The organism is Paenibacillus sp. FSL L8-0494, assembly GCF_038003695.1.
In the GTDB taxonomy this organism is placed as follows: Bacteria; Bacillota; Bacilli; order Paenibacillales; family Paenibacillaceae; genus Paenibacillus_AQ; species Paenibacillus_AQ odorifer.
The window spans coordinates 2,221,157-2,238,958 of sequence record NZ_JBBOPQ010000001.1 but is presented as its reverse complement, the minus strand read 5'-3'; the positions used below and the strand labels follow the sequence as shown (position 1 = coordinate 2,238,958).

The following is a 17,802-nucleotide window of genomic DNA, read 5'->3' as shown; positions in this document are numbered from 1 at the left end:
GTTTTCAGCAAAAAATCTAATATCAGGTTTTATATTTTCACAAATATCCAACACAAAATCAAAATACTTGTTGCTGAGCAACAAGTATTTTTGCCGGATCCATATATGACAAACGCCAATCGTTTATTACCCAGATTATATCCATATGAAACAACCGTAAAGAAATTTCCGCAAATTAATCAGCTATTTGAAGATTGAAATAATTCCCTGCACAATGGGCTTCCAAAGATGGGGGTATTCTTGCTGAATTAACTGTCTTACCTCCTCCCCCTTGATGTCGTTGAAATTATTATCTTGAGTAATAAAGGTATAAGCACCTTTTACGGTATCCCCTATAGCTATATGCCCGCTTGCATATCCACCCATTGCAATATGGGAAGCGATAGAGAGACCACCCAAGGAGAACATACCTACAGCTAAACCTCCAACAGCAAATATCCCCAATGCTATTCCACCAACGGCCATTGTACCCGCCGCAATGCCCCCAACGGCTAACAAAAGCCCTAGAGCCAGACCTGCAAAGCTGATGAGTCCTAAAGCAAGCGCACCTAAACATAATCCGCCCAAAGCAACAATACCAATGGATACAGCACCAATCGCAACATTACCTATGGCAATAACCCCTTTGGCAACGTATAGCCCCCGTCCGATATGGATATGAACCAGAGGAATTCCAAAGCATGTTCTCTTACTTTTGTACTCATAATGAAACAAGGAATTCAGATCTACATATACGGGGCTTGCGACATGCTCTGCTTTGGTATCGCTTGAAGCATCCTTCACCAGATGATCCAAACTTACGTGAAATAATTCACTTAAACTAATCATCTTATCCATTTCGGGATAGGATTGACCTGATTCCCACTTAGACACGGCTTGCCGCGAAACACCAATCACCTCCGCCAAGTTCTCCTGGGACATTCCTCTCTGTTTCCTATAGCTTTGCAATTTATTTGCAAAGTCCATTCGCCATCACCTCATGCTCATCATATTATAACGTTCTGTAATTGACTACCTATCTACCCTTACATACTGTCAACCACTGGTTGCACAGCTGATTTTGCGGGCTTTTATCCTCATTAAACGTTCTTGATTCCCCATTCTCCCTGTTTCCGGGCAAGATGATAGCGTATAATATACGATATAGAATATTCATCAGAGGAGACTATAAAACCATGAAATTGAGTATGAATTGGATTACGCTTCGGGTCCGCGATCTGGAGGCTTCCCTTCATTTTTATAACCGGATACTGGGGCTACCCATTGAGCGTAGATTTGAAAGCAGTGGAAAACAGATCGTCATGTTAGGTCTGGAGGGGCAACCCAAGATCGAGCTTATTCAGGGAAGTGACCCGGCTTTGAAACCGGAATGTGGCGTTTCTGTGGGTTTCGAAGTGGAGTCACTTGATGAAGCGATGGAGAGTTTAAAAAGCCAAGGTATCCCAGTAGCGCGCGGACCAATCGCCCCCAATCCCCACCTGCGGTTCTTTTATATCCTGGACCCGGACGGGTTTGAGGTGCAGTTAGCGGAGCATAACTAACGTTTATCAAGCGCGTTATTACCTCAAAAAGAAATAGACCGCCCTAACCAAAGGTAGCGGTCTATTCTGCCGTGTAAAACCTAACCCCCACTCTTAAAGCAAGGCTTTATTCAACAGCTTTAGTTGATCTTTTTTCAGTGAAAAAGTAAACCAAAGCCAATAGCGGCAGGATCACTCCGATGAGTGAGGCGAAGGTCCATCCCCCATAGGCATAAGCCCAACCACCCAAAGATGATCCAACGGCTCCACCCACGAAGAAAATCGCCATAAAGATCCCATTAAGACGCCCCCTCGCTTCACTACCCAATGAATAAATCACACGCTGTCCGAGTACAAGATTTCCGGATACGGCCATATCCAATGTAATCGCGGAAATAAAGAGCAGAATGAGAGCAAAAGTTGAGTGGCTATGGAAAAGATGAATTAGTAAAAAAGACAAGGTGGCAATGATCATGGCCAGCCCGGTTAACCATTTGCTCCAACCTTTATCTGCCAGTCTTCCAGCAATCGGCGCGGCTACAGCCCCACCAACACCTACTAAAGCAAACCATGCGATACCTTGCTGCGACATTCCAAAATCATCCGCCAACCGCAACGGAACCACCGTCCAAAAGAGACTAAAAGCTCCAAATAAACAAGCTTGATATAAGGCACGTCGGCGCAATATAGGCGTTTGTTTTAAAAGGGTGCCTAAAGAGACAATTAATTTACCATAGCTTACCGAAGGTGCAGGTTTACGTTCAGGAAGAAATCGCGACAGCAGAATGGCTAACAACGTGATGACGACCGCTGAAAAAATAAACACGGCTTGCCATCCCCAGATGCTGGTGATAAAGCTTGCCACGGGCCGGGCAAACATAATACCTAGCAAGAGTCCACTCATAACATTACCAACCACACGGCCACGCTGCTCTTCAGACGCTAAATAGGTGGCATAAGGCACCAGGATTTGGGCTACCACAGAACCGGTTCCTATAAACAAAGATGCTGTCAGGAATAAAGGCGCATTAGCTGCGAAGGCTGCAACCAGCAATGCACCCACTGCAACCATTAACGTGATTATCGTGAGACGCCGATTCTCAACAATGTCACTCAACGGCACGATAAATAACAAACCTACAACATAACCGATTTGAGTTAAAGTGACTATCAAGCCTGCGGCTGTAGAAGAAAGTCCTGTCGAGACACTGATAGGTCCAACAAGGGTTTGAGCATAATAAAGATTGGCCACGATAAGCCCACATGCGGCTGCTAACATAAACATCATCCAACTTGAAATGTGGTTCTCTTTCACCGCTTGTTCTTTTTGCATGTGAATCCTCCTCAGATGGTCTTAATAATTTAAATACTGTACGTTCAGTTCACTAATTCATGTTTAAATAATATACTGAACGTATCGTTTTGTAAATAGGTGATAGTCATTTATTTTTTTAGGTTTTTTTAGTATACTGAACGTATAGTTTATATTTTGATTGGAAACAGATTAATGAAAGGGTGATTTCAGATGGAGAGTAAACGAGGGCGTCCGCGTAATGTTGAGACGGAGAAGTCTATTCTTACCGCATCCTATGATTTGTTATTGGAAAATGGTTTTGGAGCAGTTACGGTGGAAAAAATAGCGGATCGTGCCAAGGTCAGCAAAGCTACGATATATAAATGGTGGCCTAACAAGGCTGCCGTGGTGATGGATGCATTCCTATCCTCCGCTGCGGACAGACTGCCCGTACCTGACACAGGTTCAGTATTTGATGATATTCTCATGCATGCAACGAACTTATCCCGGTTCTTGATTAGTCGAGAGGGTAAAATCATTACGGAGATCATTGGCGAAGGACAGATGGATTCAGGTTTGGCGGAAGCTTATCGGACCCGATATTTCCAGCCTCGTCGGCTTGAGGCACGGCTGCTTATGGAACGGGGTGTTCAGCGCGGGGAATTGAAGGATAATCTCGATATTGAAGTAGTTACCGATCTTATTTACGGGCCGATATTCTACCGCTTGCTGGTGACCGGCCAACCCATAGACGATGCTTATGTGCAGCAGTTGGTGAGGTACGCTTTTCAAGGAATACGTAACTAACGGGAACGGTAATGGAAAAATAGACCGCCCTCTCTCACCAGAGATGCGGTCTATTTCTGCTCGTAGTACTATAAAAGGTCGGCCTGGCGGAAGGTTGAGATACAACGGACCGAGGTGCTCTTATTTTCTGATTATGGGGCGTTTTCCCAAGATATCGGACTCCTACGCACTTATTTAGTCTTTTCAAAGCAAAATACTGCTACTGGAGAGGAAATAAGTGCGCTACGGTCCGATCACCCGACTAATTGCACCGAATATAGAAAACAAGAGCTATACAGTCCGCAGGATCATAAGTGGGTGATTCGAACGGACAGGAGCTCAGTTTCACTAATTAAATCAATTTCCAACGAAACCTTTCTGCTGCAAAATGTCTCCCGTATCGTTCCATAATTTATTTTCCATTACCTTATCTCCTCCCGGTTGTACGGGTACAATGGGATTGCCTGTCCCAACGTTAAAATATCCCCCGGTGCTCTCTTGATACTTAGGATCGGTCATTAAACGAATAATGATCTCAGCTCCTTTACGAGGATCGCCAATACGAAAGAAATTCAATAAGTGCTTAAGCATCGAAGAAAACCAAAGTTCACGCCCGAGACCTGTAACGTTAAAACCCGGATTCAATGCATGAACGCTAATTCCCGTTTCCGCCCATCGACGTGCAAGCTCACTGGTAAACATAATATTTAACAGTTTGGTTTTCCCATAAATCTCAGATGATCCTCTGGAAGTAAAAGAAGCTGTATTGAGCAAATCTTCTGGCAACTTTAGCACTCCATGCCGGCGTGAAGCTTCCGAAGCAACATTTATAATTTTTGCATTTCCTGCTGCTCTCAAAGAACGTTCTAAAGTATGCGTCAATAACCAAGGTGCAAAATAGTTCACAGCCATCATTTCTGAGAATCCATCTGCAGTTATCCGCTGTTCAAACCCATGAAGCCCTGCATTATTTATTAACACATCTATCTTCGGAAAAACACTAGATATTTCTTGTCCTAACCTAGTGACATCCTTCATTGAGGATAGATCTCCGTAAAAAAAACTAATTTCGGCTGCTGGTACGCTCTCCTTTATCATTTTTTCAGTTGCTTCCGAACGCGTATTACTCCTTGCAGTCAGAACAAGATGGGCACCTCGCTTAGCCATTTCAAGTGCAACGAGTTGTCCCAAACCGCTTGTAGCTCCAGTAATTACAATAATCGGCTTTGTCATCTTCAACATTCTCCTTTATATAAGGAATTCATAAGGGCCAATTTCATTTTGACAGCGTATTGTCCAAAACATATAATTGATATATATCAACTATATGACGATGATTGATATATGTCAACTACATAGATGTTTGATGACTTTAAAATACAAGGTTAGGTGGCTAAAACAATGAATGCCGAGCGTAAAGACACGTTGAGAGGGCAATTAGAACTGAAGCTAGGTGGACAAATTAGTGCCCTCATTAGTGCTTCGCATGCCCTAAATGTCAGAACTACTGCCGCTTTCGATTCAACTATACAGCCTGCTGCTTTCCATATAGTCCGTTGGCTGTACTCTTATGGACCAACAAGCGCCTCTGTGTTGGCAGAATCAACGGCTATGGATCGTAGTTCAGTCAGCCGTCTCATCAAGCAACTCGAGAATTTGGGTTATGTTAGAAGAGAAGATTCTCCTAATGATCGTCGAGCTATACTTCTTACTCTCACTGATCTTGGACGGCAAAAAACCTTTGACGCGTTACAGGATAAGGAGTTCATATTTTATGAGCGCATAGCCCAATGGGATAATCAACAGCTTGAAACCTTTATCCTAATGCTTCAGGAGTTTAATGGATTTAATGATAATTAATAAATGGAAACAAAAAAAGAAACAGCATCTTGCTGTTTCTTTAGATATGGATTGTCTGTAATTGGAGTCAGCAATTGTCACTGATGTTCATCTTCGGCATGTTCATTATTGCACTGCTCAACTACCTCAAAAAGAAATAGACCGTCCTCTCGCAAAGGAATGCGGTCTATTTCCTGACTAAACTTCCGAAGCCGCTTTTATCCACCCAAACTATACCACGATCAAAACCAAATAAATAGTCACTCACTCCCCAAACAGCAAAAAAACGGCATTTCTGCCGTTTCTTTAGGATGGACTCTCAGGGGCTCGAACCCTGGACAAATAGATTAAGAGTCTACTGCTCTACCAACTGAGCTAAGAGTCCATATGATGTTTGGTGGAGCCAAGGGGGATCGAACCCCTGACCTCATCGCTGCCAGCGATGCGCTCTCCCAGCTGAGCTATGGCCCCAAACTGAAATTTCAGATGTATGTAATCACACATTTTTAAATTTTAGTTTGGTCGTAATTGAGTTGTTCCGATAAACTCAAGCGTCGTAGGCGACTTCTATATAATATAAAAAATCGCCCTCTATGTCAACACTTTTTTTAAAATTCATTTTTCCACTCAAATTCCCCGCTGAGAACTTAGAGGAAACAAACCAGTAGAAGCACTCCTAGCAGACCCTAGGACTGGCTGTAACGCCCTAACTGGGCAAAACCCTATAATCCCTCTAATTCTCCCGTACTCTTGGACAGCAGCCCCTTGAGTTCCTTCATGAACATGTTAATATCCTTGAACTGGCGATATACGGACGCAAAACGAACGTAAGCCACTTCATCAACTGGGTAGAGCTGCTCCATCACGAATTCACCAATCTGTTGGCTTTCCACTTCCGCAACGGCGATGCCGCGCAAAGATTTCTCAACCTCGGACACGATCTTTTCTAGACGTTCCACAGAAACCGGCCGTTTCTCACAAGCACGGATAAGACCGCGGAGTATTTTATCACGACTGAATTCCTCACGGCTGCCGTCTTTTTTAATTACAATCAGTGGCGTCTCTTCAATCATTTCAAAAGTAGTGAAACGTTTGCTGCAACGCTCACATTCACGCCTACGACGGATTGACTTATTTTCATTCGCTGGTCGCGAGTCCAGCACTTTAGTATTTGTGTGATCGCAGTAAGGGCATTTCATAAGCTTCATCACTTCCTATTACATAATGGTATTGGTCCCGGAATGTTATAAATCCGGCTTTTGAACGGCTTTTTTATTATTTCCAGAAATCACCGTTTTTTTCTTGTAATGATAATGGCAAGTCCGGCACATAATACAGTTACCAACAGAGGAGGTGAACAGCAATGAGCCAAAGCAACAACTCCAATAACCTTGTAGCTCCAAATTCCCGCGGTGCCTTGGAACAACTTAAATACGAAGTTGCCCAAGAACTAGGAATCACGCTTTCCCCAGATGGTTACCAAGGCAATAAAACTTCTTATGAAAATGGTTCGATCGGTGGTTACATCACTAAACGTCTTGTAACCCTGGCAGAACAACAACTGGCAGGTCAATACAAATAACCTGACCAACATAAGCTTTTTGAAGAAGTATTAAACGACCTACAAGTCGTTTAATACTTCTTTTTATACATAACACGGCAGAAATTAAAATTCTTTGTAAATGTCCGTGTACTGATCATAGTAATAATTAACGCGCTGTACATAATGCCTGGTTTCACCAATGGGAATATCTTTAATGGTTGCATCTGTCCCATCCCAGATCCCTTCATCCAACCAGCGTTGAACTTTTCCGGGCCCAGCATTATAAGCTGCGATAATTGCTGTACGTTTACCTTCGAACTGACGGGATAAAGTTGAAAGATACCATGTACCCAGTTCAATATTAGCCGAAGGCTCATGCTTGAGTTCTTCCATAGATACGTTTGGAAGCTTGGCCTTTTCCAGCGCCCACTTCGCGGTATCCGGCATAAGCTGCATCAGCCCTAGTGCGCCTTTTTTGGATTCTCGTCCAGTTTTAAAGTTCGTTTCTACACGAATAATCGCGGTTACAAGAAACGGGTCTATCTCATAAGTGATGCTGTGCTTGCGAATCTCGTCTTTAAAATGGATGGGATAAAACCACGACATCCAGTTTGTACTCAGAAACAATATTGCCGTAAAACCAACAAATAGCAGAAGCAGTACTCTTTTTTTACGTAACCATTTCATGATAAACCCAGCCTGTCCCAAAAAACAGCAACCTGTTGCTCAGTGTACGCAAGATCGCCACTGTTGTCGATGATGTAGTCCGCTTTATTACGTTTCTGTTCAATATCCATCTGTGCATTCAATCGCGCTTCTGCTTCTTCTAAAGAGAGCCTATTACGTTCCATTAATCGAGCAATTTGCACTTCACGGGGAACGTAGACTACTACAATCTCATGGAACAGGGATTCAAGCCCTGATTCAAAAAGAAGCGGAATATCCACAATAATAAGCCGCTTCGGCTCTTCCTGCTCCATGCTGTACATACGATTTTTGATTTCCTGCCGGATGGCAGGATGCGTCAAATTGTTCAAGGTTTGCAGGGCCACCGGATCTTGAAAGACGATTTCACCTAATTTGGCCCTATTCAGTGTTCCATCCGAAAAAAGGATCTCTTTTCCAAATTGCTTAGCAGCAGCAGCCAACACTTCATGCCCGGGAAGCATAACTTCTCTGGCGATCACATCGGCATCAACCAGCCTCGCTCCCTTGTTCACAAGCAGTGCAGACACTGTGCTTTTTCCGGATGCGATTCCTCCGGTTAAGCCTATAATCATGTACTCACCTCATAATAGCTTCAGTATTCCCATTGCAATTAATAATAACGCTGGTAATGCGGCAGCATGCTTCATCCAGTAGTTCCCGGCAAATCTAAGTCCAGTCTTCATACCCAGTAATAGAAATGTACCACTAAATAAAGCTATTGTAAGTGATGTCCATATCGGATTGAAGCCAAGCAGCGCTGCGCCAAGTCCAGCCCCAAAAGCATCCAGAGAGAGCGCAATCCCAAGTATCATCGCCTCCATCGAAGAGATGCTTCCTGAGGCATCCATATCCGCAGAAGACGGGGTACGCAAGATCTGCACTACAATCCCCAAACGGCGTAGCTCAAGCGAAAAAACAGCTGATTTCAACGGTTCATCATTCATAACAGGTTCTGTACCCGCTTCAGAATCAGCAGCTACCTCTGCCCAAGCCTGCTCGGAAAATGAGCCCTCATCTACCGTTTCAGCTTTACGTCCGCCATCTGCATCTTTCTCTTTTTGCATCAGCATCTGAACAAGTGACCAGCACCCCATTAGCACAAGTATAACCGCACCAACCATAGAAGCTGCATTCGGAGACACTACCTTGGCAAGCAAAACCCCAACCTGCATCGATACACAGATAACTACCCCCGAACAGAGCGAGATAATCAGAACGGAGAGCAGTGGTATTTTCATTTTACGCAGCCCATATGTAATTCCTACACCAAAACCGTCCAAACTCAAGGCAAACGCTAGCAATAGCAGTGAAAATAATGGGCTGAGCACCCGCAATCCCTCCTGTGAAGAACCGGCAAACTGAAAAGTTTATCGTTTCAGCTTCCGTTCTCTATTAAGCATTCTTCACACAGTATATGGGCGGGACAAGTAGTGGGTGCCAACCTTATTATTTCAACAAATTCAGTTAACAGTCGGGCGCTGGCAATTTGGACAATAATGCGTGCCACGACCGCCTACAACCGTCTTCTCAATCATCGTTCCACAGTTACTACACGGCTGATCCTTACGACCGTAAATCAATAGCTGCTGCTGATACGTACCGCTCTCACCTTGGCCATTAACATATGACTTAACAGATGAACCTCCGGCGTTAACCGCTTCGGCCAGCGTGCTTACAATGGCATGATGCAGCTTGTCCAATTGATTGTCCGTGAGCGATTTGGCGCTGTCTTCAGGATGGATGCCCGCACGGTGCAACGACTCATCTACATAAATATTGCCGATGCCGACGATATATTCCTGATTAAGCAGCAGCGATTTAATTTTGGTGCTTTTACCTGACACGATCTGCTTAAACCTCTCCGGTGTAAAAGAAGGCTCCAGCGGCTCCTGCCCCAGCTTGTTTAAAGGCGGCAGCTGAAGATCTTCTCCCATCTGAAAAAGATGCATCGTACCGAACTGGCGAACATCCGTGTAACGCAGCTCAGTTCCATCCGTAAAATGAAAAATCACATGTGTATGCTTGTCCAGTGGGTCATCATTTGAAAAAAGTCCGTAACGGCCTTCCATCCGCAAATGTGACACAAGCACCAGACCATCAAGCACAATACGCAAAAACTTTCCTCTTCGTTCAACTTTAACAATGCTATGACCTGCCAGCAGGTGGGCAAAAGCCTGAATATCATCCGGACGCTGAATAATCCGCGCCAACCGGACGGTTACATTCTCTATCTGCTTTCCATTAACTAACTCATTAAGTGTTCTCTTGACTGTCTCTACTTCCGGTAATTCCGGCATGATGTCTTCACCTCAACTACATTATAGCTGATATGCACACCTTAAAGGGAGTCTATTTCGCCTCGTACCAGTTACTTCCAAAGCTGACCTCTGCCTTAAGTGGCACAGATAACTTCAGGGCTCCACCCATTACTTCCGGCAAAAGCGTCTTCATAAGCTCCATTTCATCCTCTGGCACCTCGAATACAAGCTCATCGTGTACTTGAAGCAGCATACGGCTCTTAAGCCCACGATCAAATAATGCCTTGTCCATATGCACCATCGCCAGCTTGATAATATCCGCTGCTGTTCCCTGTATAGGTGTATTCATTGCTGTCCGCTCCGCAAAAGAGCGCAGATTAAAGTTCTTCGCATTAATCTCCGGTAGATAACGGCGACGTTCGAGCAACGTGGTCACATAACCATACTTTCGCGCCTCTACTACGATATCGTCCATATAGCGGCGCACACCCTGATATACCTCGAAATACTGCTCAATAAATTGAGCGGCTTCCTTACGCGGAATATTCAAATTCTGCGAGAGGCCGTAATCACTGATCCCGTAGACGATCCCGAAGTTTACGGCTTTTGCGGCACGGCGCATATTGCTGTCCACCTGTTCCGCGGTCACACCGAACACATCCATCGCTGTCTTCGTGTGAATATCCATATCATGCAGAAAAGCTTCCTTCATCCGCTCATCACCTGAAATATGCGCCAGCACACGCAGTTCGATCTGCGAATAGTCGGCTGCCAGGATGGACCAGCCCGGTTCGGACGGAACGAATACCTTGCGGATTTTGCGTCCTTCCTCTAGACGAATCGGGATATTCTGCAAGTTCGGGAATTGGCTGCTAAGCCGTCCTGTAGCGGCAATCGTCTGCCGGTAGAATGTATGCACCTTCCCTGTGTTCGGGGAAATTTCTTTAAGCAGCCCCTCTACGTAGGTAGATTGAAGCTTCGCAATTGTGCGATATTGCAAAATCAAACGCACCACATCGTGGTATGGCGCCAGTTTTTCAAGCACTTCGGCATCCGTGGAATAACCCGTCTTCGTCTTCTTGACGACAGGCAGACCTAGCTTTACAAACAAGATTTCACCCAGCTGCTTTGGTGAGTTCAAATTAAACTCAGTGCCACAAATCTCGTATATTTCACTGACCAATTTGGAAATTTGCGCCTCAAATTCTTTTCCAAGCTCTTTAAGATCACCAGCATTGACTGCAATCCCCTGTTTCTCCATATCCGCCAAAATCCGTGACAAAGGCATTTCCAGATCCTCGAATAGCCCTGTCATCGCGGTCTCCACCAGCTCCTGCTGTTGCTTCTGTGCGATTCCAAGAACCGTTGCACTCTTTCGTGCAACGTGATTTCCTAAGACTTCAAGCTCAGGGATTTTGTATTTGGCACCTTTACCAAATACCTCTTCATCAGGAGAGAGCCGCGGCAAGCCGTATTTAGCAGTGAGATCGTTTAGATTCTGATTAGCCTCCGTAGGATCAAGCAAATAAGCCGCCAGCTGCACATCATGGGCTGCACCTGCAAAAGCAATTCCCTGCCAGTGTAGAGCCAAATCAGCGCGGTGAAGATCATATCCACTTTTCGGAGCCTTTTCATCTCCTAGCCAATCACGCAGCTTCGCAGCAGCCGGTTTATGCAGTAATTCAAACGGCACATAGTAATGCCGCTCCAGAGAGGACAATCCTATTCCGATTACCTCGGCACGATGCGGATTATCTCCATTCGATTCCACATGCAGCGCCGAAATGCCAGCCAGGGCTTCACTTAGCCCCTTAAGTTCTTCTTCACTTACGATCGTAATATCAAGTGCAGCTGCTTCTACTTCAGCAGCACTTTCCTCTCCCTCGGCAACAGGAGCATAAGCACTAAGAGACAAACGTTCCAACAGTGATTTAAATTCCAGCTTGGCAAGCGCTGGGCCGGCTGTATCCGCTAAAATTCCATTAAAGACCATGTCTTCCCACGAATGCTCAAGCGGCACTTCGCGATAGATGGTCGCTAATTTTTTACTCATTACCGCATCTTCCGCATGGGTTTCCAGTTTTTCTTTCATTTTACCCTTTAGCTCACCGGTTCCAGCTAAGACACCTTCCACCGATCCAAATTGATGCAGCAGCTTCAAAGCTGTCTTCTCACCTACGCCGGGTACTCCCGGGATGTTGTCACTCGCATCGCCCATCAGCCCTTTAAGATCAATGATCTGCTCTGGGGTTAGGTCATATTTCTCCCGGATTTGTTCCGGCCCATAAAGCTCAACTTCAGTGACCCCTTTGCGGATTAAAGCAACGGTCGTATGCTCAGAGGCCAGCTGCAACATATCCTTGTCTCCCGACACGATCATAACCTGCCGTCCCGCTTCATCCGCCTGGCGCGAAATGGTGCCAATAATATCATCAGCCTCATAATTGCCAATTTCAAACTGCGGTACACCTAAATTAGTCAGCAATTCCTTCAGCAATGGGAACTGCTCGGAGAGCTCGGGCGGTGTTTTTTGCCGGCCGCCCTTATAATCCTGATAACCTTCATGCCGAAAAGTAACTTTCCCTGCATCGAAAGCGACAATCATATGTGTCGGTTTATGTTCTTCAATTAATCGAAGCAGCATCGTTGTAAATCCGTACACCGCATTTGTCTGTTGCCCTGCTGTATTCGTCAGCGGGGGCATCGCAAAAAAAGCACGGTAAATAATATTGTTTCCATCTATAAGTATCAACTTGTCCATAGTGCACCTCGCCTTTTCATGCTTACTCCTTACATCTTACCATATGCCCTCTACAAGTAGAAACGGCTTTACCAACCTAAACAGTGGGATAAGCTGATATGTTAAGGATATACAACAAGTAGCCGCCCTTTTAAAAGGGCGGCTACTTAGTTTAACTAAAGATATAACAAAAGATGTGTAAGTACAAATTACTGATTCAAGTCCGGACGGCTGCCTGTGACCAGATAAACAACACTCTCACCAATGTTAGTCGCATGATCGGCAATCCGTTCAATATAACGGCCTACCAGCGTTAATAACATAGCTTGGGACACAGAATCCGGTTTTGCCACCATATAACTATATAGCTCATTGATCATCGAACCATATAATTGATCGACCTGATCATCATCTTGTGCCATTCTATAAGCCAGATCAGTGTTCTCATCCAGATAAGACTGGATAGCCTCATCAATCATGGTCGTCACAATTTCCGCCATACGTGGAATGTCTACAAGCGGCTTGATCAGCTGCTGTCCATGGATGCGCATAGTTGCTTTCGCAACATCAATAGCCAAGTCACCCATACGTTCCAAATCGCTAGATATTTTGAAAGCAACGATAATGCGGCGCAAATCTTTTGCTACAGGCTGCTGCGTAATAATTAGCCGTGAGCCAATTTCCATGATTTTATCTTCCATGGCATTCAGCTGCAAATCTGCTTTAATGATTTCCTGAGCGCGTACAGTATCAAGATTCTGTAAAGCAACAATTGCTCCACCAAGAGCATCTATTACATGTTCACCCATCTGCTGCAGCAGACTGCGCAGCTCTTCCAAATCTTTATCAAATTCTTTTCTGCGAATCATAGTAAGAGCGATCCTCCTCATTAATGTATGGTCAGCTTGCCATTTCCAAGGACGAGCGCCCTTGTAGCCCGTATCAGCCGAAACGTCCAGAAATATAATCTTCGGTGCGGGAATCCTTAGGAGTCGAGAACAACACCTCTGTATCCGCCGCCTCTACAATTACACCATTCAAGAAAAACACGGTTCGACCAGATACACGTGCCGCCTGATGCATGTTATGAGTAACCATAACGATTGTATACTTACTTCTTAATTCCTGTACAAGCTCCTCTATCTTGAGCGTAGACACAGGATCCAGTGCAGACGTTGCTTCATCCATGAGCAGGATATCCGGCTGAACTGCCAAAGCTCGGGCAATACACAGCCGTTGCTGCTGTCCGCCGGACAAGCTAAGGGCAGATTTTTTCAGAAAATCTTTAACTTCCTCCCACAGCGCGGAATGACGCAGACTTTGCTCTACAATCTCATCCAGTTCGCTCTTTGAACGAATGCCATGCAGGCGAGGACCGTAAGCTACATTGTCGTAAATCGACTTTGGAAAAGGATTTGGCTGTTGGAATACCATGCCGACCTGTTTACGCAGGCTTTCTACCTCTACCTCGTCACTATAAATATTTTTGCCACCGATGTTTACAGTTCCTTCAATACGTGTACCAGGAATCATATCATTCATACGATTCAGCGTGCGCAACAGAGTGGATTTTCCGCAACCGGAAGGTCCGATAAAAGCAGTAACCTGTTTCTCCGGAATTTGCAGATTCACATTCTTCAGTGCGTGAAATGACTCATAGTAGAGATCAAGTTTCTCTATGTCAATGATGGATTTCATTAGTATTTACGTCTCCTTCTCATCATCTTCGTTCTCCATAATAAGCTTTTAATGTAAATACAGTTGGAGAGAAATGTTAACGCAATGTAAAATTGGTGAAGATGAATTAGTCCACGTGATAGTATTCCCTACAATTCGGCGTGTAATCTCACCTGAATCTTGTTTATGAACGGGATAAAGAAGAAAACTCCTGTCATGCTAAATGACCGGAGCTCTCTTTTTGTTAACAACTAATTTATAACCTACACCTCGAATGGAATCGATATGAACGGATTCTGGATCTAGCTCAAGCTTTTTACGGAGTGAACTTACATGCACATCAACTGTACGCTGTCCACCAATATAATCAAAGCCCCAAACAGCGTTCATAAGATCATCTCTTGTCAGCACTACCCCGGGTTTACGGGCCAAATATAACAATACCTCGAACTCTTTAGGTCGAAGGTTGATGCTATGTCCTCCTAAGGAAACTTCATACCGCTCAGGATAGATTTCTAGTTGTCCCAGAATGATCGTTGAAGCAGATATAGGTGTCTCTTGTGGAGCCTCCTCAGCAAGGCCGGAAATCCGCCGTAATACAGCGCTCACTCTTGCAAGCAATTCGGATACTCCAAAAGGTTTGGTTATATAATCATCAGCACCGGATTTCAGCCCTCTAACCACATCTTCTTCAGCATTTTTAGCAGTCAATACGATAATAGGTGTGCGGATACCTTGTCCACGCAATTTATCAAGGATGTCAATGCCATTCATTCCTGGCAGCATCAGATCCAATACGATCAAGTCAAAAGGTTCCCTCGTCGCACGATCATATCCTGCCGTTCCATGATCCTCTACCGTCACCTCGTAACCTTCCTGCGTTAAGTTATAGGACAGCAGCCGGGCTAGTGTCGGTTCGTCTTCAATGACAAGCAATCGTTGAGCCATAGGTTCCCCCGTCTTCCATATAGTTTGATTTTTACAAAACAGCAACAAAACCATCATATCACCGTAATGTTAACTTAGTGTAAAATTGAAAAAGTGAATTTACAAAAATCTAATCGGTCTTTTCTTCCTGCAGCAAAGGCAATTCAATCACAAAGGAACTGCCGATTCCCAGATCACTTTCAACTGAAATCACTCCATGGTGCATATCTACCAAATGCTTCACAATAGACAGCCCCAATCCCGTTCCACCGGAGCTTCTGGATCTTGCCTTATCCACCCGGTAAAAACGTTCAAAAATACGCGGCAGATCTTTTTTAGGAATCCCCATACCCGTATCGCTAACAGTAAATTGAACATTTTCGGAGCCGTCTGGTTTCAGTAGACTCTTAACGTAGACCTTTACGTTTCCGCCTTCATGTGTGTAATTAATCGCATTAGAGAAAAGATTCATAAAGATTTGACGCAGCTTATCCTCATCCGCCTCAATGAACAGCTCCTCAGGAACCTCTACATTAAGACTAATGTTTTTCTTCTCAGCGACTTTACTGATGGTTCCCAGCACGGAATCAAAGAATTCAATGATATGAACCGGTGAGCAATCGAGCTGCACCCGTTTAGATTCGATTTTAGATAATTCCAGAATATCTCCAATCAAGCGATTTAAACGCTCATTCTCATCATATATAATTTGCAGGAAGGATCTCGCCGTCTTCTCATCTTTAACTCCGCCTCCCAGTAAGGTCTCGGCAAACCCTTTGACCGCTGCAACCGGAGTCTTTAGTTCATGCGATACGTTAGCGACAAATTCACTGCGCATCCGCTCCAAACGGCGAATTTCCGTAACCTCTTGCAATAGGAAAAGCATACCTCTGTACGTACCATCCTGGATCATCGGAACCGCGTCCATCCGTACAATTCGCTCTCTTGGGTTATAAATACTTCGCTCTTCATGAATCGGCTCCCGGCTTAATACCCCTTCTTCAAGCAGACGGGTTAGCTCATAATGCCGTTTTAACTCTTTGTACGAATGACCCGCCATTTCACTGTTGCTGACATCAAGCATTCGCTCTGAAGCCCGATTAAGCAGCGCAATCTCTTCTTCCGCATTGATCATTATGATGCCGCCAGTCATATTATCCAGTACGCTTTGCAGCAGATCCTCATTATCACGAATCGTCTTAAGCTGGTCTTGAAGACTGTCTGCCATCGCATTAATCGCGGTAGCCAGCTGTCCAACTTCATCTTTACGCTTCAAATGAACTCTGGCATCATAATCCAGATCGGTAATCCGCCGGGCGACTCTTGTGATTTGCTCCAACGGGGAAGTCATGCTTGAAGCTACTTTATAGCTCACAATAGTTGCTGACAAGAACAAGATAATAAGACCTGCAGCCATGATCATCCAAGCATGCTTAAGACCTTGAGTAACAGCATCAAGTCCCATTGAGACCCGAATATAGCCGTCAAATCCCTGATCAGAAGTTACCTTTCCAGCCACATATAGCATCTCATGCTTTAGAGTTTCGCTGTAACGGATTGCCCGTCCAGTTCCCTCTTTCGCAGCCCCTATCTCTTCTTCACGATTGGAGTGGTTGTCCATTTCCAAGGGGTTTTTCTCAGAATCGCCAATTACTTTACCCGACTTTGTAATAAACGTTATCCGAGAATCTAAAAGTTTAGAAATATGCTCCGCCTGTTCAGTGTAATACGGGATCGCATTTGAAGAATTCATATCTACAAATTCCAGTGTGCCTGAGAGCAAGCTTATTTCCCGGGACATATTCTCTTCCAGAGCAGTTATATGGGAGCTCTTAAACAGATGAGCCATCGTAAATCCAGTACCAATCATGGAAATACCGATTAAGGCCATAAGTATAAACGTAAGACGAGCGCGAAACGGTTTCATCTGAGATTTGCCTCTCCCTTTATCATTGTATCTTTTATCCTAACTTCATTTTCTCCAAAATACCAGTACGACTATGACCGTGACATAAGCCCCCCAGAGTAAATTATATAAAAATAACAGCCCGAGTTGATTAACTCTGGACTGTTACTTTGTATTACTTTTGTAAAAACACATGAGTTTATTCTGTACGGGTAGCAAGAAACCACTGATTACCCTGACGGTCTCTAACCCCTGCTCCTCTTTCTCCATAGGACTTATCCAGTGGTTCTTCAATAATAGAGGCCCCGGCATTCAGGCACTTGCGGTAGGTCTCATCAACATTTCTTACATAAAGATGAATGGCAAGCTGTACCGGTGAATACTTTTCATTCGCTTCGGAAACCTCAATGATGGAATCACCGATTCTGACCTCGGCATGCCTAATCCTACTCTCATCGTTTCGCAGCATATCAATAATTTTGGCATCAAAGCAGTGCACAACAAAATCTATCAATTGGTCTGCATCTTCCGCAATAAAATACGGCGTAACGTTAAGAAACCCATTTCTAATATAATGTGGTGCCATTCGTTGTCCTCCTTTAGA

General features: G+C 44.5%; 19 protein-coding genes and 2 tRNA genes. 5 read left to right on the top strand and 16 right to left on the bottom strand.

Annotated elements, in window-relative coordinates; translation table 11 throughout:
• Positions 1-183: 183 nt before the first annotated feature.
• The gene (locus NYE35_RS09975; RefSeq protein WP_076098504.1) at positions 184-966 is read right to left on the bottom strand and encodes a helix-turn-helix domain-containing protein; all 783 of its coding nucleotides are present in this window, start codon (positions 964-966) and stop codon (positions 184-186) included.
• A gap of 209 nt (positions 967-1,175) precedes the next feature.
• Here NYE35_RS09975 and NYE35_RS09970 point away from each other — a divergent pair, with 209 nt between their 5' ends.
• Complete coding sequence (locus NYE35_RS09970; RefSeq protein WP_051491055.1) at positions 1,176-1,541, top strand: VOC family protein; 366 nt, start codon at positions 1,176-1,178, stop codon at positions 1,539-1,541.
• Positions 1,542-1,647: 106 nt separating this feature from the next.
• On the opposite strand, the gene NYE35_RS09965 is transcribed toward NYE35_RS09970, so the two are convergent.
• Positions 1,648-2,853 (bottom strand): MFS transporter, encoded by a 1,206-nt coding sequence (locus tag NYE35_RS09965; protein ID WP_076098505.1) that lies wholly within the window; start codon positions 2,851-2,853, stop codon positions 1,648-1,650.
• A gap of 192 nt (positions 2,854-3,045) precedes the next feature.
• Between NYE35_RS09965 and NYE35_RS09960 the strand changes: the two genes are divergently transcribed.
• Complete coding sequence (locus NYE35_RS09960; RefSeq protein ID WP_036679201.1) at positions 3,046-3,621, top strand: TetR/AcrR family transcriptional regulator; 576 nt, start codon at positions 3,046-3,048, stop codon at positions 3,619-3,621.
• Positions 3,622-3,957: 336 nt separating this feature from the next.
• Here NYE35_RS09960 and NYE35_RS09955 read toward each other — a convergent pair whose 3' ends face one another.
• Positions 3,958-4,833 (bottom strand): SDR family NAD(P)-dependent oxidoreductase, encoded by an 876-nt coding sequence (locus tag NYE35_RS09955; protein ID WP_076317062.1) that lies wholly within the window; start codon positions 4,831-4,833, stop codon positions 3,958-3,960.
• 168 nt (positions 4,834-5,001) lie between these two features.
• Here NYE35_RS09955 and NYE35_RS09950 point away from each other — a divergent pair, with 168 nt between their 5' ends.
• Positions 5,002-5,460, top strand: coding sequence for a MarR family winged helix-turn-helix transcriptional regulator (locus tag NYE35_RS09950; protein WP_341120843.1), 459 nt, complete (start codon positions 5,002-5,004; stop codon positions 5,458-5,460).
• A gap of 74 nt (positions 5,461-5,534) precedes the next feature.
• Complete coding sequence (locus NYE35_RS31405; protein WP_368665214.1) at positions 5,535-5,600, top strand: putative holin-like toxin; 66 nt, start codon at positions 5,535-5,537, stop codon at positions 5,598-5,600.
• A 151-nt stretch (positions 5,601-5,751) separates the two neighbouring features.
• Here NYE35_RS31405 and NYE35_RS09945 read toward each other — a convergent pair.
• From NYE35_RS09945 to nrdR, 3 genes are all read right to left on the bottom strand, one after another.
• Positions 5,752-5,824 (bottom strand) — tRNA-Lys (locus NYE35_RS09945).
• Positions 5,825-5,834: 10 nt separating this feature from the next.
• Positions 5,835-5,910: transfer RNA gene (locus tag NYE35_RS09940), tRNA-Ala, on the bottom strand.
• Between the two features lie 251 nt (positions 5,911-6,161).
• The gene (nrdR, locus tag NYE35_RS09935) at positions 6,162-6,638 is read right to left on the bottom strand and encodes a transcriptional regulator NrdR (RefSeq protein ID WP_036678976.1); all 477 of its coding nucleotides are present in this window, start codon (positions 6,636-6,638) and stop codon (positions 6,162-6,164) included.
• 164 nt (positions 6,639-6,802) lie between these two features.
• Here nrdR and NYE35_RS09930 point away from each other — a divergent pair, with 164 nt between their 5' ends.
• Positions 6,803-7,021 (top strand): alpha/beta-type small acid-soluble spore protein, encoded by a 219-nt coding sequence (locus NYE35_RS09930; protein ID WP_036678974.1) that lies wholly within the window; start codon positions 6,803-6,805, stop codon positions 7,019-7,021.
• 84 nt (positions 7,022-7,105) lie between these two features.
• On the opposite strand, the gene NYE35_RS09925 is transcribed toward NYE35_RS09930, so the two are convergent.
• The 10 genes from NYE35_RS09925 to NYE35_RS09880 form a co-directional block, all read right to left on the bottom strand.
• Positions 7,106-7,669: a lytic transglycosylase domain-containing protein gene (locus tag NYE35_RS09925; RefSeq protein WP_036678971.1), complete on the bottom strand. Its 564-nt coding sequence runs from the start codon at positions 7,667-7,669 to the stop codon at positions 7,106-7,108.
• The gene (gene coaE / locus NYE35_RS09920; protein WP_339811248.1) at positions 7,666-8,262 is read right to left on the bottom strand and encodes a dephospho-CoA kinase; all 597 of its coding nucleotides are present in this window, start codon (positions 8,260-8,262) and stop codon (positions 7,666-7,668) included. Before coaE ends, NYE35_RS09925 begins: the two co-directional genes overlap by 4 nt.
• Positions 8,263-8,271: 9 nt before the next feature.
• A complete protein-coding gene (locus tag NYE35_RS09915; RefSeq protein WP_036678965.1) occupies positions 8,272-9,018 on the bottom strand; it encodes a manganese efflux pump in 747 nt (248 codons plus the stop codon).
• Positions 9,019-9,150: 132 nt separating this feature from the next.
• Positions 9,151-9,987, bottom strand: a complete 837-nt coding sequence (gene mutM / locus NYE35_RS09910; RefSeq protein WP_036678963.1) for a DNA-formamidopyrimidine glycosylase — start codon at positions 9,985-9,987, stop codon at positions 9,151-9,153.
• Positions 9,988-10,039: 52 nt separating this feature from the next.
• Positions 10,040-12,709 carry a DNA polymerase I gene (gene polA / locus NYE35_RS09905; RefSeq protein ID WP_036678960.1) on the bottom strand — a complete coding sequence of 890 codons (2,670 nt, stop codon included), beginning with the start codon at positions 12,707-12,709 and terminating at the stop codon, positions 10,040-10,042.
• A 188-nt stretch (positions 12,710-12,897) separates the two neighbouring features.
• A complete protein-coding gene (gene phoU / locus NYE35_RS09900) occupies positions 12,898-13,557 on the bottom strand; it encodes a phosphate signaling complex protein PhoU (protein WP_036678957.1) in 660 nt (219 codons plus the stop codon).
• A gap of 73 nt (positions 13,558-13,630) precedes the next feature.
• A complete protein-coding gene (gene pstB, locus NYE35_RS09895) occupies positions 13,631-14,386 on the bottom strand; it encodes a phosphate ABC transporter ATP-binding protein PstB (RefSeq protein ID WP_036678954.1) in 756 nt (251 codons plus the stop codon).
• Positions 14,387-14,584: 198 nt separating this feature from the next.
• Entirely contained in the window at positions 14,585-15,313 is a 729-nt protein-coding gene (locus tag NYE35_RS09890) for a response regulator transcription factor (RefSeq protein ID WP_036678951.1), read from the bottom strand.
• Between the two features lie 109 nt (positions 15,314-15,422).
• The gene (gene pnpS, locus NYE35_RS09885; RefSeq protein WP_036678948.1) at positions 15,423-17,219 is read right to left on the bottom strand and encodes a two-component system histidine kinase PnpS; all 1,797 of its coding nucleotides are present in this window, start codon (positions 17,217-17,219) and stop codon (positions 15,423-15,425) included.
• 178 nt (positions 17,220-17,397) lie between these two features.
• A complete protein-coding gene (locus tag NYE35_RS09880; RefSeq protein ID WP_094901417.1) occupies positions 17,398-17,784 on the bottom strand; it encodes a VOC family protein in 387 nt (128 codons plus the stop codon).
• Positions 17,785-17,802 lie beyond the last annotated feature (18 nt).